This is a genomic window from Mesorhizobium sp. L-8-3, from assembly GCF_016756615.1.
GTDB lineage: Bacteria > Pseudomonadota > Alphaproteobacteria > Rhizobiales > Rhizobiaceae.
Window position 1 is genome coordinate 5,128,827 of sequence record NZ_AP023262.1, and the last position, 23,941, is coordinate 5,152,767.

23 protein-coding genes are annotated in these 23,941 nt (G+C 65.7%); 5 read left to right on the plus strand and 18 right to left on the minus strand.

The features are described 5' to 3' along the window. Positions 1 to 113 precede the first annotated feature (113 nt). The gene (locus tag JN302_RS23785) at positions 114 to 629 is read right to left on the minus strand and encodes a tyrosine phosphatase family protein (RefSeq protein WP_202329362.1); all 516 of its coding nucleotides are present in this window, start codon (positions 627 to 629) and stop codon (positions 114 to 116) included. A gap of 176 nt (positions 630 to 805) precedes the next feature. On the opposite strand from JN302_RS23785, the gene mazG reads away from it, so the two are divergent. Beyond that, entirely contained in the window at positions 806 to 1,630 is an 825-nt protein-coding gene (gene mazG / locus JN302_RS23790) for a nucleoside triphosphate pyrophosphohydrolase (protein ID WP_202329363.1), read from the plus strand. Between the two features lie 6 nt (positions 1,631 to 1,636). Here the strand turns inward: mazG and hflX are convergent, their stop codons facing one another. The 9 genes from hflX to dusB form a co-directional block, all read right to left on the minus strand. Further along, positions 1,637 to 2,995, minus strand: a complete 1,359-nt coding sequence (gene hflX, locus JN302_RS23795) for a GTPase HflX (RefSeq protein ID WP_202334425.1) — start codon at positions 2,993 to 2,995, stop codon at positions 1,637 to 1,639. Between the two features lie 30 nt (positions 2,996 to 3,025). Beyond that, positions 3,026 to 3,274, minus strand: coding sequence for an RNA chaperone Hfq (hfq, locus tag JN302_RS23800; RefSeq protein WP_202305829.1), 249 nt, complete (start codon positions 3,272 to 3,274; stop codon positions 3,026 to 3,028). A 139-nt stretch (positions 3,275 to 3,413) separates the two neighbouring features. Continuing rightward, positions 3,414 to 4,277, minus strand: a complete 864-nt coding sequence (locus JN302_RS23805; RefSeq protein WP_202329364.1) for a D-amino-acid transaminase — start codon at positions 4,275 to 4,277, stop codon at positions 3,414 to 3,416. 81 nt (positions 4,278 to 4,358) lie between these two features. Next, the gene (gene trkA, locus JN302_RS23810) at positions 4,359 to 5,735 is read right to left on the minus strand and encodes a Trk system potassium transporter TrkA (protein WP_202305833.1); all 1,377 of its coding nucleotides are present in this window, start codon (positions 5,733 to 5,735) and stop codon (positions 4,359 to 4,361) included. 100 nt (positions 5,736 to 5,835) lie between these two features. Further along, positions 5,836 to 7,197 (minus strand): nitrogen assimilation response regulator NtrX, encoded by a 1,362-nt coding sequence (ntrX, locus tag JN302_RS23815; protein ID WP_202305835.1) that lies wholly within the window; start codon positions 7,195 to 7,197, stop codon positions 5,836 to 5,838. Then, a complete protein-coding gene (locus tag JN302_RS23820; protein ID WP_202329365.1) occupies positions 7,187 to 9,478 on the minus strand; it encodes a sensor histidine kinase NtrY-like in 2,292 nt (763 codons plus the stop codon). Before JN302_RS23820 ends, ntrX begins: the two co-directional genes overlap by 11 nt. A gap of 284 nt (positions 9,479 to 9,762) precedes the next feature. Next, on the minus strand, positions 9,763 to 11,220 hold the full coding sequence (ntrC, locus tag JN302_RS23825) for a nitrogen regulation protein NR(I) (RefSeq protein ID WP_202305839.1): 1,458 nt from the start codon (positions 11,218 to 11,220) through the stop codon (positions 9,763 to 9,765). Further along, positions 11,217 to 12,356: a two-component system sensor histidine kinase NtrB gene (locus JN302_RS23830; RefSeq protein WP_202305840.1), complete on the minus strand. Its 1,140-nt coding sequence runs from the start codon at positions 12,354 to 12,356 to the stop codon at positions 11,217 to 11,219. Before JN302_RS23830 ends, ntrC begins: the two co-directional genes overlap by 4 nt. After that, positions 12,353 to 13,378 carry a tRNA dihydrouridine synthase DusB gene (gene dusB, locus JN302_RS23835; protein ID WP_202329366.1) on the minus strand — a complete coding sequence of 342 codons (1,026 nt, stop codon included), beginning with the start codon at positions 13,376 to 13,378 and terminating at the stop codon, positions 12,353 to 12,355. The genes JN302_RS23830 and dusB overlap by 4 nt, the downstream gene beginning before the upstream one ends. A gap of 242 nt (positions 13,379 to 13,620) precedes the next feature. Between dusB and JN302_RS23840 the strand changes: the two genes are divergently transcribed. Together JN302_RS23840 and JN302_RS23845 are read left to right on the plus strand one after the other, a co-directional pair. After that, positions 13,621 to 14,841, plus strand: coding sequence for a bifunctional 2-C-methyl-D-erythritol 4-phosphate cytidylyltransferase/2-C-methyl-D-erythritol 2,4-cyclodiphosphate synthase (locus tag JN302_RS23840; RefSeq protein ID WP_202329367.1), 1,221 nt, complete (start codon positions 13,621 to 13,623; stop codon positions 14,839 to 14,841). Beyond that, the gene (locus tag JN302_RS23845) at positions 14,838 to 15,338 is read left to right on the plus strand and encodes a CinA family protein (protein ID WP_202329368.1); all 501 of its coding nucleotides are present in this window, start codon (positions 14,838 to 14,840) and stop codon (positions 15,336 to 15,338) included. The genes JN302_RS23840 and JN302_RS23845 overlap by 4 nt, the downstream gene beginning before the upstream one ends. 218 nt (positions 15,339 to 15,556) lie before the next feature. Here the strand turns inward: JN302_RS23845 and JN302_RS23850 are convergent, their stop codons facing one another. The 4 genes from JN302_RS23850 to gstA are packed head-to-tail and all read right to left on the minus strand — an operon-like array spanning position 15,557 to position 17,834. After that, on the minus strand, positions 15,557 to 16,534 hold the full coding sequence (locus JN302_RS23850) for a nitronate monooxygenase (RefSeq protein WP_202329369.1): 978 nt from the start codon (positions 16,532 to 16,534) through the stop codon (positions 15,557 to 15,559). Further along, positions 16,531 to 16,761, minus strand: a complete 231-nt coding sequence (locus JN302_RS23855; RefSeq protein ID WP_202305846.1) for a tautomerase family protein — start codon at positions 16,759 to 16,761, stop codon at positions 16,531 to 16,533. Before JN302_RS23855 ends, JN302_RS23850 begins: the two co-directional genes overlap by 4 nt. 3 nt (positions 16,762 to 16,764) lie before the next feature. Then, positions 16,765 to 17,160 (minus strand): nuclear transport factor 2 family protein, encoded by a 396-nt coding sequence (locus JN302_RS23860; RefSeq protein ID WP_202329370.1) that lies wholly within the window; start codon positions 17,158 to 17,160, stop codon positions 16,765 to 16,767. Positions 17,161 to 17,219: 59 nt separating this feature from the next. Further along, positions 17,220 to 17,834, minus strand: a complete 615-nt coding sequence (gstA, locus tag JN302_RS23865; RefSeq protein WP_202329371.1) for a glutathione transferase GstA — start codon at positions 17,832 to 17,834, stop codon at positions 17,220 to 17,222. 133 nt (positions 17,835 to 17,967) lie between these two features. On the opposite strand from gstA, the gene JN302_RS23870 reads away from it, so the two are divergent. After that, positions 17,968 to 18,399, plus strand: coding sequence for a winged helix-turn-helix transcriptional regulator (locus tag JN302_RS23870; RefSeq protein WP_244845853.1), 432 nt, complete (start codon positions 17,968 to 17,970; stop codon positions 18,397 to 18,399). Between the two features lie 38 nt (positions 18,400 to 18,437). On the opposite strand, the gene JN302_RS23875 is transcribed toward JN302_RS23870, so the two are convergent. The 4 genes from JN302_RS23875 to JN302_RS23890 all read right to left on the minus strand — a co-directional run bounded on the left by JN302_RS23875 (position 18,438) and on the right by JN302_RS23890 (position 21,655). Then, complete coding sequence (locus tag JN302_RS23875; RefSeq protein ID WP_202329372.1) at positions 18,438 to 18,980, minus strand: carboxymuconolactone decarboxylase family protein; 543 nt, start codon at positions 18,978 to 18,980, stop codon at positions 18,438 to 18,440. Between the two features lie 32 nt (positions 18,981 to 19,012). Next, positions 19,013 to 19,375, minus strand: coding sequence for a hypothetical protein (locus JN302_RS23880; protein ID WP_202329373.1), 363 nt, complete (start codon positions 19,373 to 19,375; stop codon positions 19,013 to 19,015). A 136-nt stretch (positions 19,376 to 19,511) separates the two neighbouring features. Then, positions 19,512 to 20,468: an AraC family transcriptional regulator gene (locus JN302_RS23885; RefSeq protein WP_244845855.1), complete on the minus strand. Its 957-nt coding sequence runs from the start codon at positions 20,466 to 20,468 to the stop codon at positions 19,512 to 19,514. A gap of 338 nt (positions 20,469 to 20,806) precedes the next feature. Next, the gene (locus JN302_RS23890) at positions 20,807 to 21,655 is read right to left on the minus strand and encodes a bile acid:sodium symporter family protein (protein WP_202329374.1); all 849 of its coding nucleotides are present in this window, start codon (positions 21,653 to 21,655) and stop codon (positions 20,807 to 20,809) included. 885 nt (positions 21,656 to 22,540) lie between these two features. On the opposite strand from JN302_RS23890, the gene JN302_RS23895 reads away from it, so the two are divergent. Then, complete coding sequence (locus JN302_RS23895) at positions 22,541 to 23,941, plus strand: DUF3300 domain-containing protein (protein WP_202305856.1); 1,401 nt, start codon at positions 22,541 to 22,543, stop codon at positions 23,939 to 23,941.

Genomic DNA, 23,941 nt, shown 5'->3' on the forward strand with positions numbered 1-23,941 from the left:
GCAGGGTGAATACGGGTGTCACAATAGCGTTAGAAAATCAGAGTGTTACCGCACCGCCGGTGTCTAACATCTCGTATTCACTCGAGCGGGGAGCGGATGCCGCAACCGCAACGCTAGCTGATCGGCAGCGCGAAGGGAGTTCCCTCGAAAGCCTCCGCTCCGCGGCCGATTGCGGCAATCGCAGCGACCATTCGGCCGTCGCGCCTCAGCAGATCGTCCGCCAGGTCGACCAGCAACAGATTGGGCGTCGCCGAAGGCGACAGCGCTCGCAGCGTGCGGGCGAGCTCGTGCTCGTCGCGCCCGGGCGCCAGCGCCGCGGCAACGATGTAGGCCGCGGCCGTCGAGCGGCTGATCCCGGCGAAGCAGTTGATCACCAGCGGCGCATCGCGATCCCAGCGCCGCGCGAAATCGAGCAGCGCCTCGACATGGGCGCGGCCGGGCGGTGTCAGGCCGTCCTCCGCCGCGACGATATCGTTCATGGTCAGCCACAGGTGGTTTTCGGCGGCGATCGAGGCCGGCCGCCCGAATTCTGTTCCTGCAGTAAGAAGCGAGACCAGATGCCGTGCACCTGAAAACGTCACGGTCCCCTCGACCCTCGTCATGGGACAGACGTGGATGGTGGCCGGCATTGCCATTGCTCCTTGTCCGGCGCGCCCATCGAACACGAAAGGGGCACCGATACGATGAACGGCCGCATCGTCGTCGCCGAAAACCGATTCCGATTCGCGGGCCGATACGGTAGAGGCCATTGATATGGCCCTTCATCGGCCGCACGGGAAGCAGGAACGAGAGGTAAACCGGGATCATGCAGCCATCGAAAGACATAGGCCGGCTCCTCGAGATCATGGCTGCCCTGCGCACGCCTGTCACCGGCTGCCCATGGGACGTCGAACAGACCTTCTCGACGATCGCGCCCTACACGCTGGAGGAGGCCTACGAGGTCGCCGATGCGATCGAACGCGGCGATATGGACGACCTGCGCGAGGAACTCGGCGATCTCCTGCTGCAGGTGGTCTTCCACGCCCGGATGGCCGAGGAGCAGCGGGAATTCGACTTCGGCGACGTGGTGAAGACGATCACGACCAAGATGATCCGTCGTCATCCGCACGTCTTCGGTGATGCCGAGGCGCGCGCCGCCGGCTCCGCGAAAGGCATGTGGGATCGCATCAAGGCCGAGGAGAAGGCCGAAAAACACGCTGCTCGTCTGGCGCGGGGCCGCGATCGGGAGGATCACGGCAGGGGGTACCTCGACGGCGTTCCCGTCGGACTGCCGGCCCTCACCCGCGCGCTTAAGCTGCAGCAACAGGCCGCACGCGTCGGTTTCGACTGGAAGGATGCAAAGCCGATCCTCGACAAGATCGAGGAGGAGATCACCGAACTGCGCGAGGCGATGGAGAAGGGCGATACGGCAGCCGTCACCGACGAATTCGGCGACGTGCTGTTTGCCCTGGTCAATTTCGGCAGGCATCTCGATATCGACGCCGAGACCGCCCTTCGCGGCACCAATGGGAAGTTCCGCTCGCGGCTGCACCATGTCGAGAGGGCGCTCGAGGCGCGGGGCAGCAGCCTGGAGGCGGCCGATCTCGATGAGATGGAAGCCCTCTGGCAGCAGGCAAAGAAGGCGAAGTAAGGCGACTTAGCCTCTGTTTTCCTTTCTCAATCGGCTTTCGATCTCGCTCCTGGCCATGGCTGTGGCCTTGAGCGATAGGGTCACGCTGCCGTCGTTGCCGTCCTTGCGTTTGATTACGTCGCCGTTGCGGTAGAGCCAGTCGATCAGCCCGAGCTGGTTTGGCGCGAGCTTCACCACCATCGGCTCGAGCGTGCCGGCGACACGCTCCTCGATTGCCGCAAGCAACGTGCCGATGCCCTCGCCCGTGGCTGCCGAAATCGCGACCGGAGGCGCGCCGCGTCCGCCGGCGGCCTCGGCGAGCAGCCTTTCACGATTGGCTTCGTCGAGGCGGTCGATCTTGTTCCAGACCTCGATGACGCGATTCGTATCGGAAGCGTCGACGCCGAGATCGGCAAGGATCTGCTCGACGTCCTCGGACTGCGCGGCCGTGTCGGGATCCGAGATGTCGCGAAGATGGATGACGAGTTCGGCCTCGACCACCTCCTCCAGCGTCGCCCGGAAGGCCGCCACCAGGTGGGTCGGCAGGTCGGAGATGAAGCCGACCGTGTCGGACAGGATCACGGTCGTGCCGTGCGGCAGCCGCAGGCGCCGCAGTGTCGGGTCCAGCGTCGCGAAAAGCATGTCCTCGGCCAGCACGCCGGCGCCGGTCAGTCGATTGAACAGCGTCGATTTTCCGGCATTGGTGTAACCGACGATGGCAACGACCGGAAACGGTACTTTCTTGCGCTTGGCGCGATGCAGGTCGCGCGTGCGGCGCACCGTTTCCAACTCGCGCTTCAGGCGAAGGATCTTCTCCTGCAGGATGCGGCGGTCGGCCTCGATCTGGGTTTCGCCCGGGCCGCCGAGGAAGCCGGCGCCACCGCGCTGCCGCTCCAGGTGGGTCCAGCTCCGTACCAGCCGGCCCTTCTGGTAATTCAGATGGGCAAGATCGACCTGGAGCGTGCCCTCCTTGGTGCGCGCCCGCCGGCCGAAAATCTCGAGAATGAGGCCCGTCCTGTCCAGCACCTTGGCGTTGAGCGCCTTTTCGAGGTTGCGCTGCTGCACCGGCGTCAGCGGATGATCGACGATGACCAGTTCCGCCTTGGTGTCCTTCACGATCACCGCGAAATCGTCGACCTTGCCGCTGCCGAGCAGAGTGGCCGGGCGCGGATCCGCGATCGCGACGATCGCCGTGTGAACTGGTTCGAGATCGATCGCGCGGGCGAGGCCGACGGCTTCGTCGTGCCTCGCCTCGGGGGAACGCGCCAGGCGGGGCCTGCTTTGCGAATCATCGGCGCGTCCCGGCCGCGTCAGGACCGGAACGATGACGACCGCGCGCGTGGTGGCGGCGGCGCCGGAAAGCTCCGCCGCCTCGCCGGCGCTCATGCGCCCGCCCGCGCCTTTTTCATCGACCAATCAAGCGTCCCGGCCGTTGTCCTCACCATCGAACATCTGAACCGGCTGGCTCGGCATGATGGTGGAAATGGCGTGTTTGTACACGAGCTGTGAGTGCCCGTCCCTGCGCAGAAGCACGCAGAAATTGTCGAACGAGGTAACGACACCTGTCAGTTTAACGCCGTTAATCAAGAAAATCGTAAGAGGGTTCTTGCTCTTACGAACCGAGTTCAGGAAGAGGTCCTGCAGATTTTGCGATCTTTCCGCCATTTTTTTCTTTCGCCATCCCCAAACGTCTTGCGGCTAGTAGCGACTCAATATCCTACCCATGTCAAGCACGCATGTCCTGCGCGGCGCGAGCCAGACAAGCAAAACGTGATGGTATGTGTCCCTGCCACCTAAGCGGTTATCAGGCCTTGATTTTTTCCGCAATGTCAAAAAACGCGTGACGCAATGAAAGTGCAACTGAGCCGGGATGGCCGTTGGCGACGGGCGTGCCGTCGATGGTCACGACCGGCATCACGACCATGGTCGCGGCGGTGATGAAAGCCTCCCTTGCCTGCTTGGCCTCGGCCACGGTGAAGGCCCTTTCCTCGACCTCGAGACCGAGCTTCGCGGCGACGTCGATCACCGTTGCGCGCGTGATCCCGCGCAGGATCCCGTGGTCGGCCGGTCGCGTGACGAGGCGGCTGTCCCTGGTCACGATCCACACATTGGTGGACGCGCCTTCCTTCACGGTTCCGTCCGGATCGACGAACCAGGCCTCCTGGGCACCGACGGACCTCGCCTGCTGGCGGGCAAGCACATTCGGCAGGAGGCCGACTGTCTTGATATCGACACGGTCCCACCGGTTCTCCGGCACGGTGATGACGGCGAGCCCGGTCTCCGCCTTCTTCGCGGCCGCGGCCGGATCGCTGCGTTTTGCCGTCACCACCAGCGCGGGCTTTACGCCGGGCGCCGGAAAGGCGTGATCGCGGGGCGCGACGCCGCGCGTCACCTGCAGATAGACGAGGCCGTTGACCACGCGGTTCCTGCGCACCACCTCGCGCATGACCAGTTGCAACGCCGACCGCGTCATTGGCCAGGCGATCTGGAGCTCGGACAAGGATCGGTTCAGCCGGTCCAGATGCCTCGTCATGTCGACAATATAGCCGCGCGCCACTTCGCAGACCTCATAGACGCCGTCGGCGAACTGGTAGCCGCGATCCTCGATGTGAACGGCCGCCTGCGCATGGCGGATATAGCGGCCATTGACATAGGCGATGCGCGGCATGGGCGTTCCTTCTCGTGGCGCGGGGGTTTCGACCCTGTGGTAAGGCGATTCGGGCGGCGGGTGCGCGTTAAAAACGAGCGCTCAGAAAAACTCCAGGCTGACCCGGAACAACTGCTCAACCTGTTTCACCTCGTCGGCCAGGGCGAAGATGACGACCCGGTCCTTGGGCTTGATGCGGACAGCGCCGCTGGGCTTGATGACCTCGCCGCCGCGATAGATCGCACCGATACGCACGCCATGCGGCAGTTCGAGATCGCGGAGCAAGGGACCGACCAGCGGCGAGGTCTCGAGCGCCTCGGCCTCGATGATCTCGGCTGCCCCCTTCTGCACGCTGTGCACGGCGCGGATGCGGCCCCGGCGCACGTGCTGGAGCACGCGGGAGATCGTGACCGCGCGCGGATTGACATAGGCGTCGATCCCCAGCGTCCTGGTGATGTCGTGGAAGGCGGGATTGTTGATCAGCGCGAGATTGGCCTTGCAGCCCAGCCGCTTGGCCATGGCGCTGGCAAGGATGTTGACCTGGTCGTTGTTGGTGAGTGCGACCATCAGGTCGGCATCATGGATGTCGGCTTCCTGCAGCAGCTTCTGGTCGAGGGCGCTGCCTTGTAGCACGACCGAGCGCCTCAGTTCGTCGGCGATCGCGACCGCGCGCTCGCGCCCGCTCTCGATGATCTTCACGCGCGTGCGGCTCTGGCGCTGCTCCAGGGTTCGCGCGACATGCAGTCCTATATTGCCGCCACCGGCGATCACGATGCGTGTCGCTTCCTGCTCCTCGTGGCCGAACAGCCCGAGAGTGCGGCGGACCTGGTCCTTGGTGGTCACGACATAGGCAAGGTCGCCGGCGACCAGTTGGTCGGACGAGCGCGGGACGAACAGCGTGCCGTTGCGCGTGACGCCCACAACCGTCGTGGGAAGGTCCGGGAACAACTCGCTCAACTGCGCGAGCGGCGTGTTGATGACGGGGCATTCGTCCTGGCATTCGATCGCCAGCATGGCGATCTTGTTGTCCGCGAATCCGACGACGTCGGTCGCCCCGGGCAGCGCGATGCGGCGAAGCACCATCTCGGCCACTTCCAGCTCCGGCGAGATGATCACGTCGATCGGCAGGTGCTCGCGGGAGAACAGGTTCTGGTAGTGCGGACGCAGATAGGATTGCGCGCGGATTCGGGCGATCTTGGTGGGAACGTTGAACAAGGCGTGCGCGACCTCGCAGGCGACGATGTTCACCTCGTCATAGAGCGTCACCGCGATCAGCATGTCGGCCTGCTGGGCGCCGGCCAACTCGAGCGTGTCCGGGTGGGCGCCGTGGCCCACGAAGCCGCGCACATCGAGCGAATCGCGAATCGCCCGGACCAGTTCGGGCGACGTGTCGATGACGGAAACGTCGTTCTTTTCCGCCGCAAGGCGTTCGGCGATGCCGTAGCCCACCTGCCCCGCGCCGCAGATGATGACCTTCATGGCAAGCTAACCCGCATTGTTTCCTCTGGCCCCGCCGGCTCGCGACGTCGGTAGCGCGACGCGGAGCGTCGGGCAAGGACGCCGACAAGCCGCCCGAGTGTCATACGCCCAGCGACTTCAGCTTCCTGTGGAGCGCGGAGCGCTCCATTCCGATGAACTCGGCCGTGCGGGAGATGTTGCCGCCGAAGCGGTTGATCTGGGCGATCAGATATTCCTTCTCGAACAACTCACGGGCCTCGCGCAGCGGCAGGGCCATGATGTGCTGGTCGGACTGGCTGGGCGCGCGGGGCATGACGTCGCCGATCTCCGAGGGCAGCAGGTCGGCCGTGATCGGCGTCTCGACGTCGTCGGCGCGCACCAGGATCATCAGTCGTTCGATGTTGTTGCGCAACTGGCGAATGTTGCCCGGCCAGTTGTGTGCCTGGAGTACGGCCAGCGCATCGTTGCCGATGCGGCGCGGCTTGATGCCGGCCTGCCGCGCGATCTGCCGCATGAAATGGTCGACGAGAAACGGGATATCCTCGCGTCGTTCGGAGAGCCCCGGCACCGTCACGGGTACGACGGCGAGGCGGTGGTAGAGATCCTCGCGGAACTGGCCTTCGGCGATCATGGCTTCGAGGTTCTGGGCGGTCGAGGAGATGATGCGCACGTCGACCTTGACGCGTTTCGTGCCGCCCACCCGTTCGAATTGCTGGTCGACGAGCACGCGCAGGATCTTGCCCTGCGTCTCGCGCGGCATGTCGGCGACCTCGTCGATGTAGAGAATGCCGTGATGCGCCTCCTCCAGCGCTCCGACTTTGCGCTCGCCGCCGTTGGATTCGGTGCCGAAGAGCTCGATTTCCATGCGCTCGGGCGTGATTGTCGCGGCGTTGAGCGTCACGAACGGCCCGCTTTGGCGGGTGGACGCGGCATGGATCGCGCGCGCCACCATCTCCTTGCCGGAGCCGGACGGTCCGATGATCATGATGCGGCTGTTGGTGGGCGCGACCCGCTCGATCGTCTGGCGCAACTGGCTCATGGCGACGGAAGTGCCGATGAGATCGAAAGTCTCGCCGCTGCGCTGCTTCAGGTCTGAAACCTCGCGTTTCAGCTTCGACGTCTCGAGAGCGCGTTCGGCGATCAGGATCAGCCGGTCGGCCTTGAAGGGCTTCTCGATGAAGTCGTAGGCGCCGCGACGGATCGCCGAAACGGCGGTTTCGATGTTGCCGTGGCCCGAGATCATCACCACGGGCAGCTCGGGGTGGATCGCCTTGATCTGATCGAGCAGCGCCAGGCCGTCGAGCTTGGAGCCCTGCAGCCAGATATCGAGGAACACCAGTCGCGGCACCCGTCCGGCGATCGACGCCAGCGCGCTGTCGCTGTCATGCGCGGTGCGGGTTTCATGGCCCTCGTCGCTCAAAATGCCCGCGACGAGCTCTCGGATGTCTTCTTCGTCATCGACGATAAGGATGTCAGACGCCATTGTCGACCTTTTCAGCTTCCTTCGGGCCGACCGATCCGGCCTCGCCGTTGCCCGGCTGGGCGGCGGCGGCAGGCAGAACCATGCTGATCATGGCCCCTCTCCCGTCGTAAAAATCCTGGGGCGCATCGTGCAGTTCGAGTCGCCCACCATGGTCCTCGACTATCTTTTTGACGATAGCGAGGCCGAGGCCTGTGCCCTTCTCGCGCGTCGTCATATAGGGCTCCAGCAGCCTCTGCCGGTTCTCGCGCGGCAACCCCTTGCCGTTGTCGATCACGTCGACGCGGATCATGTTGCCCTGTCGGGCGGCGCGGATGCAAATCATGCCCGGCTCGGCGCTCTCGCGCCCGGCCGCCTCGATTGCCTCGGCCGCGTTCTTGATGACATTGCCGAATGCCTGGCTCATTAGCCGGCTGTCGAAGGTGCCCATGAGCGGCTCGGTGCCGAAGCTGCGCTCGAATGCGATGTCGGAGCGGCTGACCTCGACGAGGAAAGAGGCCTCGCGCAGCGCCTCCCGGAGGTCCAGCACCTGCATGTCGGGCTTGGGCATGCGGGCGAAGGCCGAGAACTCGTCCACCATCCGTCCGATGTCCTCGACCTGGCGGATGATCGTGTCGGTGCATTGGTCGAAAACCTCACGGTCCTCGGTGATCACCTTTCCGTAGCGGCGGCGGATCCGCTCCGCAGCAAGCTGGATCGGCGTGAGAGGATTCTTGATTTCATGGGCGATGCGGCGGGCGACATCGGCCCATGCTGACGAGCGCTGCGCCTGCACGAGGTCCGTGATGTCGTCGACGGTCACCACGCGCGACTGAGAGTCCGTTTCGGTCTCCGCGTCACCTTGCTCGATCGTGACCTGCACGTTGAAGGTGCGTTCTGCGCCGCCGCGATAGAAAGTGACCTGCTCGCGATAGACCGGCCGCCGCGAGTTGCGGCCGATCTCCAGCACCCGGCCGACATGCGGCAGGATGGTGGAGAGGTTCTTTCCGACCGACGCCTCGGCCGAAATCGCCAGCATTGTCTCGGCCGACCGGTTGACGATCGTTACGATGCCGTCGGGATCGACGCCGATGACGCCGGCGGTCACGCCGGCCAGCACGGCTTCCGAGAAGCGCCGGCGTTCGTCGACGAGGTCCTTGGCGGTCAGGATCTCGTCCCGCTGCGATTTCAGCTGCAAGAGCATCTTGTTGAACGTGTCGCCGAGCGAGGCCACGTCGCCGTCGCTGGCGCGGACCGGGACCGAGACGTCGAGATTGCCGGTTGCGACCTCGTCTGCGGCTCCGATCAGCTGGCGGATCGGTCGGACAAGCCGGTCGGCGACCGCGATGCCGGTCCAGATCGCCGACAAGACCACGACGAGCGTAAGACCGAGATAGAGCATGGCAAAGGCGAGTTGCGTGGTGCGCCGGTTCGCTTCGAGCCCCCGATACTCGTCGGTGTTTGCGCGCACGATCTGGCGGGCACGGATCACCTCGGGGTCGACCAGCCGGATCGTGTAGAGATAGGTGTCGGGGATTTCGCGCAGCTTGACGATCGCGCCGACGATGTTTCGGGTTCGCGGCTCGATCAGCACCGTTTCGCCATTGCCGGCCTGTTGCGCCGCCCCCGACGGCGGATCCGGCATCGGAAAATCTGCATTGGTAAGAGCGGCCATCACCAGCGAGCCGTCTTCCGTGATCAAGGCGGCATGAGCGAGCGCGCGGCCGATCGCCTGCTGGGTCAACAATTCCCGGAAGCCGGTCCGGTCGAGATTGTAGAGGGCTCTCGCCCTGTCGAGGTCGTTGGCCATCGACAGCGTCGTGCCCTGCAGGTTGCGGGCGTTCTCCTGCACATAGGCTTCCGCGATCGATAGCGACGAGTTGATGATGGCCTTGGTGCGCAGTTCGAACCAGCGATCTAGCCCGATATCCAGCGTAATCGAGGCGATGATCGCGACCATCAGCGCGGGGATAGCGGCCACGAGCGAGAACATCGCGACGATGCGCACATGCAGCCGCGATGCGGCCTTGCCGCGCTTGCGCGCAGCCGAGATGCGATGGACCTCGCGTGCGATAAGGCCGACCAGCAGCAGGATGAAGACGGCGTTGATGCCGATCAGCGACAGAGTGGTCGCCTCATCGGGCACGATCGGCGTGACCCCGACCAGGATGGCGAAGGACACGGCCGCGGTGACCAGCGCGGCGACGATGGTCACGACACCAGGCAGCGCCAGAAGGCGGCGCCCCTCGGTCGTCGCCGATCCGGGGATGCCCGGTCCGGGAATCGTCTGCATATCGGTCGTCATTCCGCCAATCGAACCCTCACCAGCGTTGGATGTATGCAACGCATTGTGGCGATTGTGCAACATCTGCGCCATCGCGACGAAATCTCGTACGCTCCTGTCCGTCCCCGTGCCCTCAGCCGGGGCCCTGGTGCGTCGGTCGGGGAAACGCATGGCGTCGACGTCACGGCCAACGCACCTCTTCCCGAGAGTGTTCAGCGGTTTCTGGAAACAGAGACGTGCGCCGAAATCAAGGAGCCGGCAGGGTATCGCGCGGATTTGGGCTGGGGGCGCCTCGTAGTGCGGCCTCAGGCCGATCTCGAGGCCCGGTAGACGTTCACGCCGAGCTCGCGGATCTTCTTGCGCAACGTGTTGCGGTTCAGGCCGAGCAGTTCCGCGGCCTTGATCTGGTTGCCGCGGGTGGCGGTCATGGAGGCGAGCACCAGCGGATACTCGACCTCGGCCAGGATACGCTGATACAGCCCCGGCGGCGGCAGGTCGCCGGGAAACGAGGCGAAATACCGCTGCAGATAGTGTTCGACCGCCTGGCTGATCGACAGATCCTCAGGCAGCAGATTGCCGCCTGGCGCGACGGGCGAATCGACCGTCCTCAACTCGGATTCGATTATCTCCTGCGCGATCTCGTCCTGGGGATAAAGCGCGGCCAGGCGGCGGATCAGATTCTCCAGCTCGCGCACATTGCCCGGCCATGGATAGCGCTTCATCAGTTCGATGCCGCCGCTCGAAATGCGCTTCTTCTGCAGCCCTTCGCTCTCCGCCTGCTTGAAGAAATGACGAACCAGATCGGGAATGTCCTCGGAGCGTTCCCGCAGGGCCGGCAGGCGAAGCGGCACGACGTTCAGGCGATAGAACAGGTCCTCGCGGAACAGGCCCTGGCCGATCAGGTTGCGCAGGTCCTTGTTGGTGGCCGCCACGATGCGAACGTCGGTCTTGATCGGTGTCCGGCCGCCCACCGTGGTGTATTCGCCCTGCTGGAGCACGCGCAGCAGCCGGGTCTGCGCCTCCATCGGCATGTCGCCGATCTCGTCCAGGAACAGCGTGCCGCCGTCAGCCTGTTCGAAGCGGCCGGTCGAGCGATGCTGCGCGCCGGTGAAGGCGCCCTTCTCGTGGCCGAACAGTTCCGATTCGATCAGGTCGCGCGGAATGGCCGCCATGTTGATGGCGACGAAGGGACCGTTCCGCCGCCGGCCGTATTCGTGCAGCGCCCGCGCGACCAGCTCCTTGCCGGTGCCGGACTCGCCGGTGATCATGACGGTCAGGTCCGTCTGCATCATGCGGGCGAGCATGCGGTAGATGTCCTGCATGGCGCCGGAGCGGCCGACCAGCGGCATGGCCTCGAGCTGTTCCTCGCCGCGCTGATCGGCGAGCGGACGCCGCGGCTCGGACAAGGCGCGGCTGACGATGTTCAGCAGCTCGGTGAGGTCGAAGGGCTTCGGCAGGTATTCGTAGGCGCCCGTCTCGGAGGCGCGTATCGCGGTCATGAAGGTGTTCTGCGCGCTCATGACGATGACGGGCAGCTCCGGCCGCGCCTTCTTGATGCGCGGCAACATGTCGAAGGCGTTCTCGTCGGGCATCACGACGTCGGTGATGACGAGATCGCCCTCGCCCGCCGCCACCCAGCGCCACAGCGTGGCGGCGTTCGAAGTGACGCGCACCTCGTGGCCCACCCGCGACAGCGCCTGGTTGAGCACGGTCCGGATCGCCGCATCGTCGTCGGCGACGAGAATATGTCCGCGAGCGGTCATCGTGCGGGGCTCCCCTCGGCGTCGTTGTGTCCGGCGGCTTCCTTCCAGGCGGGCATCAGGATGCGGAAGGTCGTGCCGCGCGGCGTGGAATCGCATTCGATGACGCCGCCATGTTCGCCGACGATCTTGGCCACCAGAGCGAGACCAAGGCCGGAACCGTTCGGCTTGGTGGTGATGAAGGGATCGAAGAGGATCGGCAGGATGTCGGGCGGCACGCCGTGACCGTTGTCGTGGACGCGGAATTCGAGCGGCAGCGACACGCGGTCCTGCGTTCCGGGCACCGAAACCCGGATGCCGGGCCGGAAGGCGGTCGAAAGCGTGATCTCGCCGGGGACGTCCCTGTCGATCGCCTCGGCCGCGTTCTTCACCAGGTTGAGAAAGACCTGGATGAGCTGGTCGCGATTGCCGTGCACCGGCGGCAGCGACGGGTCGTAGTCCTCGATGAAGCGGATGTTCCGGGCGAAGCCGTTCCGGGCGATGGCCTTCACATGGTCGAGCACGACATGGATGTTGACGGGATGGCGGTCGATCGGGCGTTCGTCGGAGAACACCTCCATGCGGTCGACCAGCGACACGATGCGGTCGGTCTCGTCGGTGATCAGCCGGGTAAGGGCGCGGTCATCGTCCGACACGGCGCTTTCGAGGAGTTGGGCAGCGCCGCGGATGCCCGACAGCGGGTTCTTGATCTCATGCGCCAGCATCGCCGCTAGCCCGGTGACGGAACGCGCCGCGCCGCGATGCGTCATCTGGCGGTCGATCTTGTCCGCCATAGAACGCTCCTGGAACATCACCACGACCGATCCCGGCAACTCGGCCACCGGCGAGACATGGATGTCGACGATCTTGTCCGCGCCGAGGCGCGGCGAGGATATGTCGACCCGATATTCGTTCACGGGAGCATGGCGTTCGCGCACCTGCTCGACCAGTGCCAGCAAGGGGCTGCCGAAAGGCGCAAAGCGCTCCAGCGTGTTGCGCGCCAGCACCGCTGCGCTCGACCGGAAGAAATCCTCGGCGTCGGCATTGGCATAGGTGATCGCGCCGTCAGGCCCGATCATGATCACCGGATGGCGGATCGTATTGAGCACCAACTGGGCGGGGTCGAATGTCGGTGCTCTCTGGGCGGCGGCTATGCTCATGCGACTTTCCTCAACTGACCGTTTTCCGCCGCGCGGCCGAAGACCCTGCGCAGCCCGGCGACGACATCGGCGGGGTCGGTGCCCGTCATGATCCTCGCGCGTTGATCATCCGATACATTTCCGGCATGGCGGCCGAGATACCAGCCGAGATGTTTCCGCGCCTGGCGCAGTCCGCTCTCGGTGCCGTAAAGCGCGAGCATGTCCTCGTAGTGGGCGACCACATAGGGGGTCATGTCTTCCGCCGCGGGGATGTTCGGCTCGATTTCGGCGCCCGCCGCATGCGCGATCGATCCGGCGAGCCAGGGCGCGCCGTAGTGCCCGCGCCCGACCATCACGGCGTCGGCGCCCGATTGCTCCAGAACGGCCGCCGCGTCCTGCGGCGTCGTGACGTCGCCATTGGCGACGACGGGGATCGATACTGCCTGCTTGACCCGCGCGATGGCGCGCCAGTCGGCCTTGCCCTGATAGAACTGGCAGCGGGTGCGCCCGTGTACCGTCACCATGCGCACCCCGGCTTGCTCGGCGCGCCGGGCGAGCATCGGCGCATTCAGCGCCCCCTCGTCCCAGCCGAGCCGCATCTTGACCGTGACGGGAACATCGACGGCGCCGACGACGGCGTCGATCAGGGACAGCGCATGGTCGAGGTCCCGCATCAGGGCTGATCCGGCGAGGCCGCCGGTCACCTTCTTGGCCGGGCAGCCCATATTGATGTCGATCACGTCGGCGCCCTCGCCCGCCGCGATCCGCGCGCCCTCGGCCATATGCTGGGCCTCGCGCCCGGCGAGCTGGACCATGTGAACCGGCAGGCCCGAATGGCGCAGGCGCTGGCCCGCCCCCGCCCGGCCCCTGGCGAGTTCGCCGCTTGCCACCATTTCGGACACGACGAGACCAGCGCCGTGGGCGTGGGCCCGCAGCCGGAAAGGCTCGTCGGTAACCCCTGACATGGGCGCCAGGAACACCCGGTTTCGGATCGTCACGCCCCCGATGTCGAGCGGTTTCGTCAGTTTTTCCAGATCAGCCATGCACAATTTCAGGGCAGTTCGGTTGCCTGCACGTTTTCTAGACAGTTTCGATTTTTTGTGCAACTGCGAACTACGCAGGTTTCGGAAAAGTGTCTCGCGGTTTTCCGACGAGAACCTGCGGCAGGACTCGCTGCCAGGCAGGCGACGCGTGGGCGAAACCACACAAGCCTGCCTGGCTCGAAAATGCGGCGAATTCGGGTTTGCGCTGGCCTTTCCACGATCGCCGAACTAAGCCTCACGTCATGAACGGGAAAGCAGACCTGAGCCGCGGCGAAGTCGCGGTGGTGATTGTGGCCGCGGGCCGCGGAGAACGTGCCGGACAGTCGGCCGAGGGGCCGAAGCAATACCGCAGGATCGGCGGACGTCCGATCATCGCGCGCACCATCGAGGCCTTTGCCGGCCATCCGGGCATCGGCCCGATCGTTGTGGCGATCCACGCCGACGATGGCGCGATGTTCGCCGAAGCCGTCGGGCCGCTGGCGAAACGCGTCGCGACCGTGGAAGGCGGCGCCACGCGTCAGGAATCGACGCGGCGCGCGCTGCTCGCCCTGGCCGAGGCGCATCCCTGGGCCGTGCTGATCCATGACGCCGTTCGGCCCTTCGTCGACGCCGAACTGATCGACCGCACGATCGAAGCGATGTCGGATGCGTCGGGTGCATTGCCGGCGGTTCCCGTCTCCGACACGCTGAAGCGCGAGGCGCCCGGCGGGACGGTTCTCGAGACGGTTCCCCGCGCCGGGCTGCATTCGGCCCAGACTCCGCAGGGATTTCCGTTCCGGAAGATACTCGATGCCCATGAGAAGGCCTTCATGGCCGGCCGGAGCGACTTCACCGACGATGCTGCGATCGCCGAATGGGCAGGTATTGCGGTGCGGCTGGTTCCCGGCTCACCCGACAACGTAAAGCTCACCTGGGCAAAGGATATCGCCTTGGCGGATCAAAGACTTTCAGGGCCGCAGGCCGCCTTCCCCGACATTCGCACCGGCAACGGCTACGATGTCCATGCCTTCGAGCCGGGGGATCATGTCGTTCTTTGCGGCGTTAGGATTCCCCACGGCAAATGCCTTTCCGGCCATTCCGATGCCGATGTCGGGCTTCATGCGCTGACCGACGCGCTGCTCGCGACTTGCGGTGCCGGCGACATCGGCACGCATTTCCCGCCCTCCGATCCGCAATGGCGCGGGGTGGCTTCGCGCCTCTTCGTGGAGCATGCGGTTCGGATCGTGCGCGAGCGCGGCGGCCGCATCGCCAATGCCGACATCACCCTGATCTGCGAGGCGCCGAAGGTCTCGCCGCATCGCGCGGCCATGACCGAGGCCCTCGCTTCCATGCTCGGCATCACGCCCGACAGGATCTCGGTCAAGGCCACCACCAATGAGCGGCTGGGCTTCGTCGGCCGCGAGGAAGGTATCGCGGCGATCGCGACCGTGAGCGTGGCCTATCCCGGCAGCGTGCCGGCATGAGTGGCCGGCGCGAGCTTGCGGAGAAACTGCTTGAGGCCTGCCGCGCGCACGGGATCATGCTGGCCACGGCCGAATCCTGCACAGGTGGCCTGATCGCCGGCGCGCTGACCGACATAGCCGGCTCGTCCGACGTCGTCGACCGTGGCTTCGTCACCTACTCCAATGCCGCGAAGATGGAGATGGTCGGCGTTTCCGCCGCGACGCTCGATGCGTTCGGCGCCGTTTCCCGCGAGACGGCGGTGGAGATGGCGGCGGGCGCGCTTGCGCGTTCCCATGCCGGCATCGCGATCGCGGTGACCGGGATCGCCGGGCCCGGAGGCGGATCGGCGGAAAAGCCGGTCGGGCTGGTGTGGTTCGGTATCGCTTTGCGCGGCCGGGCCGTTGCGGCGGAGCAGCGGCTGTTCGAGGACAAGAGCCGCGATTATATCCGCGAGGAAACGGTGAAGGCGGCGCTTGCCCTGGCTATCGCCGCCCTGGATGGGCTTCACCCGCAGTGACGGACCGGGATTGCCGGCAGCCAGATCTCCATGGCTTCCCGTCGCTGGGTCGGAGATGCGGTAGTCGCGCTGCGCTGCGAGACGCTCGGCAACGGCGGGAGCGAACTGGCCGCCGCGACGAATGTCCACCGGGAAAACGCGATGGTCGAGCGCCATCTCCTTCAGCGCAAAGGCTGCCTTGCGGGCCATCGGAGGGCCTCCCGGTCTGTGGGAAGCGATCATGGTTCGACCCGTTCGGCCGCTGTCCAGTCCAGGTTTGGCGCCGCCGACAGGCGATGCCTTGCGTTGTCCGCGATGCGCGCGATGATCGCGGCGGCGGGCAAGGCCTCGCGCACAAGGTCGACCGCCTCGCCGACGATAACCGCGGCGGTGTCGGTGTCGCCTGCTGCCGCCGCGCGGGCATAGCGCGCACGTTCGTCGGGTCCGATCCCCGTGGGATCGGACCGCCAGCGCTCGTGGAAGGCGTTACGGCGGGCACGAAGCGTCCAGGGCGCGGGCCAGGCGATTCCACGCGCGGCGTCAAAGACCGAACTGCGCGCGGTCTCGTCTCCGACCGTTCGCAGCGTGGTCGCCTTGGCGCGTGGATGGGCAAGCGACTCCTCCGCAGCGTAGAAGGCTGTGCCGCAGAGCACTGCGTCCGCTCCGAGCACGAGCGCGGCGGCCATCGTTCGCCCGTCGGCGATGCCCCCTGCCGCCACGAGCGGCAAATCGCCGATCGCATCGCGCACGGCCGGTAGGAGTGCCAGCGTCCCGCGCGCTGCGCCATGACCACCGGCCTCGCCGCCCTGTGCCACGATCACGTCGGCGCCCTGCGCTGCTGCCTCGCGCGCTCCGGCGACGGTCTGGATCTGGGCGAAAAGCGGGATACCGGCGGCGCGGATGCGCTCGGCGAAAGGCGCAATGTCCCCGAACGACAAAAAGACCGCGCGCGGCCTGTGCCGCATGACAGCGTCGAGGAGGGCCGGCCGCTCCGCCAGCGCCCAGGTGATGAAACCGACCCCGACCGGCGTGTCGGCGGCGGCCTTCAATTCCTGCGCGACCCAGTCCGGGTCGCAATAGCCCCCGCCGATGAAGCCAAAGCCGCCAGCGCGACTCACGGCGGCAGCGAGCGCTCCGCCGCTGACCTGAGCCATGGGCGCAAGCAGGATCGGCACGGAGAGGCCGAGGCGCCGCGTCAGCACCGCCGCGCGCGTCATGAGCCGTGCGCCCGGCGCGCTTCGGCCGCCGATCTGCGGCGGAACTCCTCCACCGGAAGCCCACCGATGCCCCAGTTGGCCATCTCGACTTCGTCGATCACGACGACGGTCGTGGCGGGGTTCTTGCCGAGCACCTCGACCAGAAGCTCGCTCGCCCCCTTGATGAGCCGCGCCTTCTGCTCGGCGGTGGCGCCGTCGCGGGTGATCTTGATGTTGACATAGGGCATGGGTCACTCCGTGTCCGAGGCGAGGTTTGGCAGCGTTTCGTAGTGGAAGACCTTGGCGACGATCCGCCAGCCCGCCGCCGTGTGGATGAAGCTGAGGAAGTCGCTGAAATGACGCTCGCCGATCGCACAGCGTGCCTGGACGAGAGCCGTTTTCTCCCCGGCGAAGGTTATTGCGACCACTTCGTCGCGTCGCGCCTCGCCGCGGGCGGCCGGAGGTTCCCGCGCCGCGACGATCGGGAAATACTCCTTCATGCCTAGATTGATGGCCTCCTCGCCGGTCGCGCAGACGTAACGAGCGGCGGGGTCGAAGACCTTCGCCAGCCGGTCCACGTCGCTCAGATAGAGGCCGTCGAAGTAAAGCTGCATCTGCGCCTCGATGCGCGCGCGTGCCTGTTCCATCTGGCAGCTCCCGGGGGGTTGGTGCGGTCCGCCCGGAGCGGTGGGATCTGCTCGTGCAATCATGCCGCCAGCCCCTCGCGCTCCAGCACCTCGCGGACCTTCGGCCGGTCGGCGATCCGCGCTATGTAGTCGCGCACCCTCGGTCGCGAGGAAAGGTCGAAGTCGATGATTTTCGCCCAGGAGACGACGACGAAGGTATAGGCGTCGGCCACCGTGAAGGTTTGCCCCATGATGTAGGGCCGCCCGTCCGCGAGCCGCTTCTCGAGCGCGTCGAAGCGCTTGGCCAGCTTTGCCAGCGCCTGGTCCTTCAGCGCCCCCTCGGGCTTCACCGGGGCGAAGAATGGGCCGAAGGATTTGTGCAACTCGGAGGCGGTGTAGTTCAGCTCCGCCTGCAGCCGGACACGGTCGAGCGTTCCGTTCGCCGGCGCGAGCCCCGTCTCGGGTTTCAGGTCGGCCACGTATTGCAGGATCGCGGGGGCTTCGAGCAGCACCTCGCCTTCGTCGAGCTCGAGTGCGGGCACATAGCCCAGCGGGTTGATTTTGCCGTAGTCGCCGCCTGTCTCGGTCGTCTTGTTCGTCAGGTCGACCTTCTCGATGCTGTGGGCAAGGCCCGCCTCGTTCAGCGCGATATGCACAGACTGCGAGCAGACCCCGGGGCTGTAATAGAGTTTCATCGGCGTTTCCTTTCCTGTTCCGGCCCTGTCGGCCATGGAGCTTTAGTAAGGAAATCAGGTTTTCTTTGTAAACGTGCTATCCTTGTGATACCTCGCTTTCGAGTTTCCGATCGGTAACCCCGGAGGTGCCGCCATGGCCTTGAAGATGCGGAAGAACAAGGCGCCGAAGGTGCCCGAGGCCTGTCCGCTGCTGGAGTGCATGGCGATAATCGGCGGCGCCTGGACACCGAACATCATCTGGTATCTGCGTGGCGGGCCGCGGCGGTTCAGCGAACTGCGCGCCGACATCCCCCAGGTTTCTCCCAAGGTGCTGACGACGCGCCTGCGCGAGCTCGAGGAATGCGGCGTGATCGAGCGCCGGGTGATGCCGACCTCGCCGCCGTCGGTTGAGTACGAACTGAACGAGCTCGGCCAAAGGCTGGTGCCGGCGATCGAGGCGATTGCGCAGGTTGGCGAGGAGCTCAAGCGCCGGGCGGCCGCCGTCGTTCCAGCGGTCGCCGGGACCCCGCGGCTGAAGCACTTCCGGGCGAGCCGCGCCGCCCCTGGCGCCGATGCTGCCGAATGATGGCAAGGGCCCGGCGGCGCCGCCGCCGGGCCGCTTCCTCAGCCTGCCCGGGCGCGACGGGCGGGAAAGTCGATGTCGGTGGCGGCGACATGGTTGAGGTAGTTGGTGAAGATGTTTGCCACTACGTTGCCCACCGTCTCGACGATGTCGGCGTCCGACAGGCCCGCCTTGCGCGCCGCCCTCAGATCGGAGTCCGCAACCATCCCCCGTTCGGCGGCGATGGCAACCGCCAGCCCTAGGATCGCCGCCGTGTGCGGATCGTCCGACCGGCCCGCGAGATGCGCCTCGATCGCCTCGGGCGGGACCTTCAGCCCGGCCGAGATCGCGGCATGGGCAGAGGCGCAGTAGTCGCAAGCATTGGCGCCGGCCACCGCCAGCGCGACCGCCTCGCGGGTTCGGGTATCGAAGCGGCCTCGACCGAGCGCCTCGCCGAGCCCGAGCAGGGCGTTCAGGACGGCGGGCTGGTTTGCCGCGACGCGGTAGAGGTTCGGCACCATGCCGATCTTGCCCTTGATGGCGGAAAATAGCGCCGCTGCCTCGGGGCCGGCGGTGCTGTCGGAGACTTGCGTGATGCGTGCCATGGATATGTTCCTTGCTTGGTCTTTTTTGCGGATCAGGCCGAGGCCATGACGGTTTCGGGCTTCGACAGCGCGACGACGGTCACGACCGCGACGCCGTTCAGGTAGTAGTAGGCGGCGTCGAGTCCGGAAAAGCCGAGCGCGGAGGGCAGAGCGAGGAACAGCACCCCCACCGCCAGATCGACGGCGAGATGCAGCCGATACGGCAGCAGCCGGATCAGCCCGAACTGATGGTCGGTGAACACGGTCAGCAGCAAGGCCGCGACGCCGACAATTGGCGAGACCACGAGGGCAAGCGAGTTCGAGGCGCCGAGGCCGAGCAGGAAAGGCAGTGCGATCAGCGCTGCCGCGACCGGATAGTCGAGCCAGGCATGGATGGTTTTGGTGACGAAGCGCATGGCGCGGGTCCTTTCGACGGAGTTTCAATCAGGGCGAGTCATTCGCCGCGCCACCTGATTACGTCGAACAGACCGGACGATGAATTTCAGAAAGTCCGCTGGATATTGCAGATCGTCCGAAAGATGGAACGGTCGATCAAGCCGCTCGGGGCCTGCCCTGGCTCGTCTGCCGGAAAGCGGCAGGGGGCAGTCCGATTTCCTTGCGGAACACCCGGCTGAAGGCCGACTCCGAGGCATAGCCCGACACTTCGGCCGCCTCGGCGACGCTGAGTCCCCGTGTTGTCAGCGCCTCGCGCGCGATCTGCATCCGCCAGGACGTGACATAGCCCATCGGCGTGACGCCAAGCCGCGTGGTGAAACGCTCGGCGAAGCCGGTACGCGACAGTCCCGCCTCCCGGGCAAGCGCTGCGACGGTCCAGTCGGCGGCAGGCTGCCGATGGAACGCCGTCAGCGCCCGCGCAAGGTGGGGGTCGGCGAAGCCGGCGATGCCGTTTTCGGGGCCCTGGGCCTGCTCGATATATGCCCGGATCGCCTGGGCGAAGATCGCCTCGGACATCTTGAGCGCGATCAGGTCGCCGCCGAGCCGCGCGCCCCCGGCCTCGGCGCCGATCACCTTGAGCGTCGCCTCGAGCCATGGGCCGGCCTCCTCGCCATAGCCCCTTAAGTGGATGAAGGGCGGCAGCCTTTCGAACAGCAGGTGCCGCGAGCCCTCGGCCAGTGCGAAATGTCCGCAGATGAGCTGGGTGTCCTGCGGGTTTTCCTCGCCGCCCCAGACGAGCGTGCCATGTCCGGGAAAGCCGGAGCGCGCGAGCACATCGTCGAGCGGCAGCGCCTCTTCAGGGCCCGCATACCGGCAGGACAGCACATGTGCGGTCCCGTGTGGGATGACGATCAGGTCGCCCTGCGCCAGGTGGACGGGCATGCGCTGCCCGTCTATGCGCACCAGCGCCTCGCCCCGGTGCGCGAAGTGAAAGCGTGCCACGTCGCGGAAGGCAGGCACACGCACGCCCCAGGGTTCGGTGAAGCTCGTGCGGAAGTGGAGCGTGCCGCGGAGCGAGAGCCGGGTGAGGATGTCGCTGAGGAGGTCCAACATGCAGCCAGGGACTATACAGGGTTGTGCGCAGTCGTCCAGATGCTTGGACGAACTCGCATCCATTGCGGGCTTATGGGCATCAACAAGCCAACACATTCGGCCGGCGATGCGTTGGCCCCGCCCGCGGCGGGCCACTTGCGCCTGAGGCCGGACCTCGGTTCGCGCTGCAGGGACTTCGGCGCTCTTCCTGTGGCACGTGGGAGCGACCCCGGCTCGCCTCCAAGCCCGCATGAGTGCCCCCTTCGGCCCCGGAATGCTCGCACGCCGAAAGTCGACATGCCGGAGACGGCTCGCGCCCCCTCCATCCACGATGGTGTTCCGGGGCCGGGCGATCTGTCTCACCCGGGATTCGCCGAAATCGGCAGGCTGCGTTTGCGCCATCGAAGATAGGGGATCGAGACGAGCACCGAGGCGACCACATAGGCTGCAAGGATCACCATCGTCTTCGGCCCCCTGAAGGTCGTCGCGACGATCACGGCGATGCCGACATGTCGGGTCACGCAGGCGATGGCGAGTGCCGTCCGATCACCCGGTTCGGGGCCTCCGAACAGGTGGCCGATCGCAAGCGCGATCAGCATCAGCGCAACCAGCGCAGACATCCCCGTCGCCTGGATTTCGAGCATAAGCCGCCAGTGGAGCACGAGCAGCAGTACGCTGGCTGCAGTCAGCCCTCCCCCGGCGATGATCGTCGCCCTGTCGGCATAGCGCGCCGTCAGGTCAGGCAGGAGAGCCCCCAGAGCCATCCCCGCCGCCAACGGCAGCAGGAACGACTTTGCCAGCGACGTGGCCACGTCGAGGGAGGAGATATCCGCCGCGACGTCGAAGTAGCTGGCGAGTGCGGCCACCCACAGGGGAACGACCACGATCGCCAGAAGCGAGGTCGTTACGACGAGGCTGAACGAATATTCCGGACTGCCGAACTTTTCGAGCTTGCGGGGCAGCAGCGGCGCGCCTGCCGAAACGGCCAGCACCAGCAATGCGGCCTTGGCGCCGGGAGCCAAGGGCCATGATACGGCGATCAGCCAGGCCGCCAGCGGAACCATCACGAACATCGCTACGAGCGAACGCATCAACAATGCCGGTCGCCTTGCGAGATAGAGGATGTCGGAGAGCCTGGCGCCCATTCCGATCGCCAGGATAAGAACCGCCATTGCGGCCTTGATCAGCAGCAAGAGGGTCAAGGTCATGGTGAAATCAGCTCCCGTTTGCCGCTTGCGGCGCAACGCCCCGGAAGCCGGGACGGGACATCGGCAGATCGGGCGGCCGCGGCCAACCCGCCCGAGGTTGGGAACGCCGGCCGACACCGCCGGTGCCTACGACACGCTCCCGCAACGAGCAAATCAACGAACCGGCGAGCAGGAATGCGGCCTGCCGATTCCTGCCCGGCACATTGCGTTCGGCTGGATCGGCATTGCCCGCCGTCACCCGCATGGCTGCCACCGTCCTTTCTTCCGGATCCAGGCTGCTCTGCATGATTAGTCGATCGCGAAAGCCGCGCAAGAACCGCTGCCTGCCGAGTCCCGCAACGATCGGCCGTCGCTTCAAGAGATGAAACGCAACTCCAAGGCTTTCGTGGAGATGAACCCCTCGGATCGAAAGTGATCGCGTTGTGCGAGAGACCTGGTGCGAGAGACCTGCTCAATGCCGGCTTCCATTGCCCCTAAGTCCAACTTCCGGAGCGTGGCTTTTTCACTAGCATGGCCCGGACGGTATCGGCCGATTGCGTCGCGCGATTTGCACTGGCCCACAGCCAGCCGCCACAATCAGGAGGATGGCATTGTCACGCACGACATCTCGCTTGACCATCACCGGCTCTCGTACGCCGGCAGTGGTTGCCGTCAACTCGTCCGCGGACGGACGGCCGGTTCATGCGATCTTGTCCGCGCGACTGAAAAGTGACGGTTCGGCAGAGGCAGGTGCGTCCTCCATCTGTATGAACCTCAGCGAGGTATTGAGGCTGAGCTCTATTGGAGGCCGGCTGCGATGCTGATTGATATTCTTGTGATCAACGCTAGTATTTATGTGGCGATCGGCAAGTTGGCGAACACGGCGGCCAAGGGGCGAGGTTCACCATGACACGTTGGGGTTTGGTATTGCGGGTGGCGGCTGCCTCCGCGGGTCTGGTCTTTGCAGCCGTGCCGTTTTCAACCGTCTTTGCGCAGCAACAGGCGGCAACGGCCGATGCCACGGCCGACACGTCCGCGCCGGCTCCACTCTCCGAGGACGAGTTGGAGGTTCTCGTGGCGCGCATCGCGCTTTATCCGGACGAGCTGATCGCCGTGATTTCGGGCGCTTCGCTCTATCCGCTGCAGATCGTCGAGGCCGAGCGCTATCTCGAGCAGTATGCCAAGGACAAGAGCCTGAAGCCCAAGGATACTTGGGATGGAAGCGTGGTTTCGCTGCTCAACTATCCCGAGATCGTCAAGATGATGAGCGACGATCTCGACTGGACCCAGCAGTTCGGCGATGCCCTCGCCTACCAGCAGAAGGATGTGCTGATCGCCATCCAGCAACTGCGTGAGGAGGCGGTCGCCAAGGGCATCATCAAGACCGACGACAAGGTCAAGGTGGTCGAGGAGAACGACAACATCGTCATTCAGTCGGCGAGCACCGAAAAGGTCTACGTGCCGCGCTACGAGCCGGAGATGCTCTACGAACCGGGCTATGCCGTCGCGCCGATCTCCTACTATCCCGAGCCCTACCCCAGCTACTGGTATCCGACAGCGACCTTCTTTGCCGCGGCTGTGACAGGGGCGGCCTGGGCCGCAGTCGTCGATTGGGACGATTGGGGCGTGTGGGGCGGCCGCTGGGGCAACGACGTCGACATCGACTGCAACGGTTGCTTCAACAACCGCGATTTCAACGGCAAGGTCAATTTCAACGATGTCGACTGGAAGAATGTCGATCGCTCTAAGATCAACATCGACCGCAACCAGTTCGCCAAGTTCGACCGCACCAACGTCAAGAACCGCATCGAGAAGAACAGCACGAACAGCATCCGCAACCGGGCGTCGAACATCAGGAACGAGCGCAAGCCTGGGGGCGCGGGCAGGACCGCCAACGTGCAGGATGTCCGCAAGAGCACGCTCGAGGGCTTGAAGGCCAAGCCGGATCTGAAGAGGCCCGACGGGGGCAATATCAAGAGGCCCGACGGCAAAAGGCCTGACGCCTCGAAGGCCAATCTGAACAGGTCGAGTGTCAAGAAGCCGACCAATGTCAAGCGGTCTTCGGGCAAGGCAAAGCCGGCAGCTCGTGCAGATAACCGGCCCAAGAAGCCGTCCGGTCTTGGCCATGTCGGTTCCGGGAAAAAGCAGAAGATCGCCTCGAACCGCGGCGCCAAGGCCATGGGCGGCGGCGCACGCGGCGGGCACAGAGCGGCACCGCGCGGCGGTGGCGGGCGCCAAATGGCCGGGCCACGCGGTGGCGGCGGCCACAGGTCCGTCCATCGTGGCGGCGGCGGACGTCGGCGCTGA

Coding starts and splice junctions, on each gene's coding strand:
- JN302_RS23785 (WP_202329362.1), bottom strand. CDS start 629: ATGCCGGCCACCATCCACGTCTGTCCCATGACGAGGGTCGAGGGGACC.
- mazG (WP_202329363.1), top strand. CDS start 806: ATGCAGCCATCGAAAGACATAGGCCGGCTCCTCGAGATCATGGCTGCC.
- hflX (WP_202334425.1), bottom strand. CDS start 2,995: ATGAGCGCCGGCGAGGCGGCGGAGCTTTCCGGCGCCGCCGCCACCACG.
- hfq (WP_202305829.1), bottom strand. CDS start 3,274: ATGGCGGAAAGATCGCAAAATCTGCAGGACCTCTTCCTGAACTCGGTT.
- JN302_RS23805 (WP_202329364.1), bottom strand. CDS start 4,277: ATGCCGCGCATCGCCTATGTCAATGGCCGCTATATCCGCCATGCGCAG.
- trkA (WP_202305833.1), bottom strand. CDS start 5,735: ATGAAGGTCATCATCTGCGGCGCGGGGCAGGTGGGCTACGGCATCGCC.
- ntrX (WP_202305835.1), bottom strand. CDS start 7,197: ATGGCGTCTGACATCCTTATCGTCGATGACGAAGAAGACATCCGAGAG.
- JN302_RS23820 (WP_202329365.1), bottom strand. CDS start 9,478: ATGACGACCGATATGCAGACGATTCCCGGACCGGGCATCCCCGGATCG.
- ntrC (WP_202305839.1), bottom strand. CDS start 11,220: ATGACCGCTCGCGGACATATTCTCGTCGCCGACGACGATGCGGCGATC.
- JN302_RS23830 (WP_202305840.1), bottom strand. CDS start 12,356: ATGAGCATAGCCGCCGCCCAGAGAGCACCGACATTCGACCCCGCCCAG.
- dusB (WP_202329366.1), bottom strand. CDS start 13,378: ATGGCTGATCTGGAAAAACTGACGAAACCGCTCGACATCGGGGGCGTG.
- JN302_RS23840 (WP_202329367.1), top strand. CDS start 13,621: ATGAACGGGAAAGCAGACCTGAGCCGCGGCGAAGTCGCGGTGGTGATT.
- JN302_RS23845 (WP_202329368.1), top strand. CDS start 14,838: ATGAGTGGCCGGCGCGAGCTTGCGGAGAAACTGCTTGAGGCCTGCCGC.
- JN302_RS23850 (WP_202329369.1), bottom strand. CDS start 16,534: ATGACGCGCGCGGCGGTGCTGACGCGGCGCCTCGGCCTCTCCGTGCCG.
- JN302_RS23855 (WP_202305846.1), bottom strand. CDS start 16,761: ATGCCCTATGTCAACATCAAGATCACCCGCGACGGCGCCACCGCCGAG.
- JN302_RS23860 (WP_202329370.1), bottom strand. CDS start 17,160: ATGGAACAGGCACGCGCGCGCATCGAGGCGCAGATGCAGCTTTACTTC.
- gstA (WP_202329371.1), bottom strand. CDS start 17,834: ATGAAACTCTATTACAGCCCCGGGGTCTGCTCGCAGTCTGTGCATATC.
- JN302_RS23870 (WP_244845853.1), top strand. CDS start 17,968: ATGGCCTTGAAGATGCGGAAGAACAAGGCGCCGAAGGTGCCCGAGGCC.
- JN302_RS23875 (WP_202329372.1), bottom strand. CDS start 18,980: ATGGCACGCATCACGCAAGTCTCCGACAGCACCGCCGGCCCCGAGGCA.
- JN302_RS23880 (WP_202329373.1), bottom strand. CDS start 19,375: ATGCGCTTCGTCACCAAAACCATCCATGCCTGGCTCGACTATCCGGTC.
- JN302_RS23885 (WP_244845855.1), bottom strand. CDS start 20,468: ATGTTGGACCTCCTCAGCGACATCCTCACCCGGCTCTCGCTCCGCGGC.
- JN302_RS23890 (WP_202329374.1), bottom strand. CDS start 21,655: ATGACCTTGACCCTCTTGCTGCTGATCAAGGCCGCAATGGCGGTTCTT.
- JN302_RS23895 (WP_202305856.1), top strand. CDS start 22,541: ATGACACGTTGGGGTTTGGTATTGCGGGTGGCGGCTGCCTCCGCGGGT.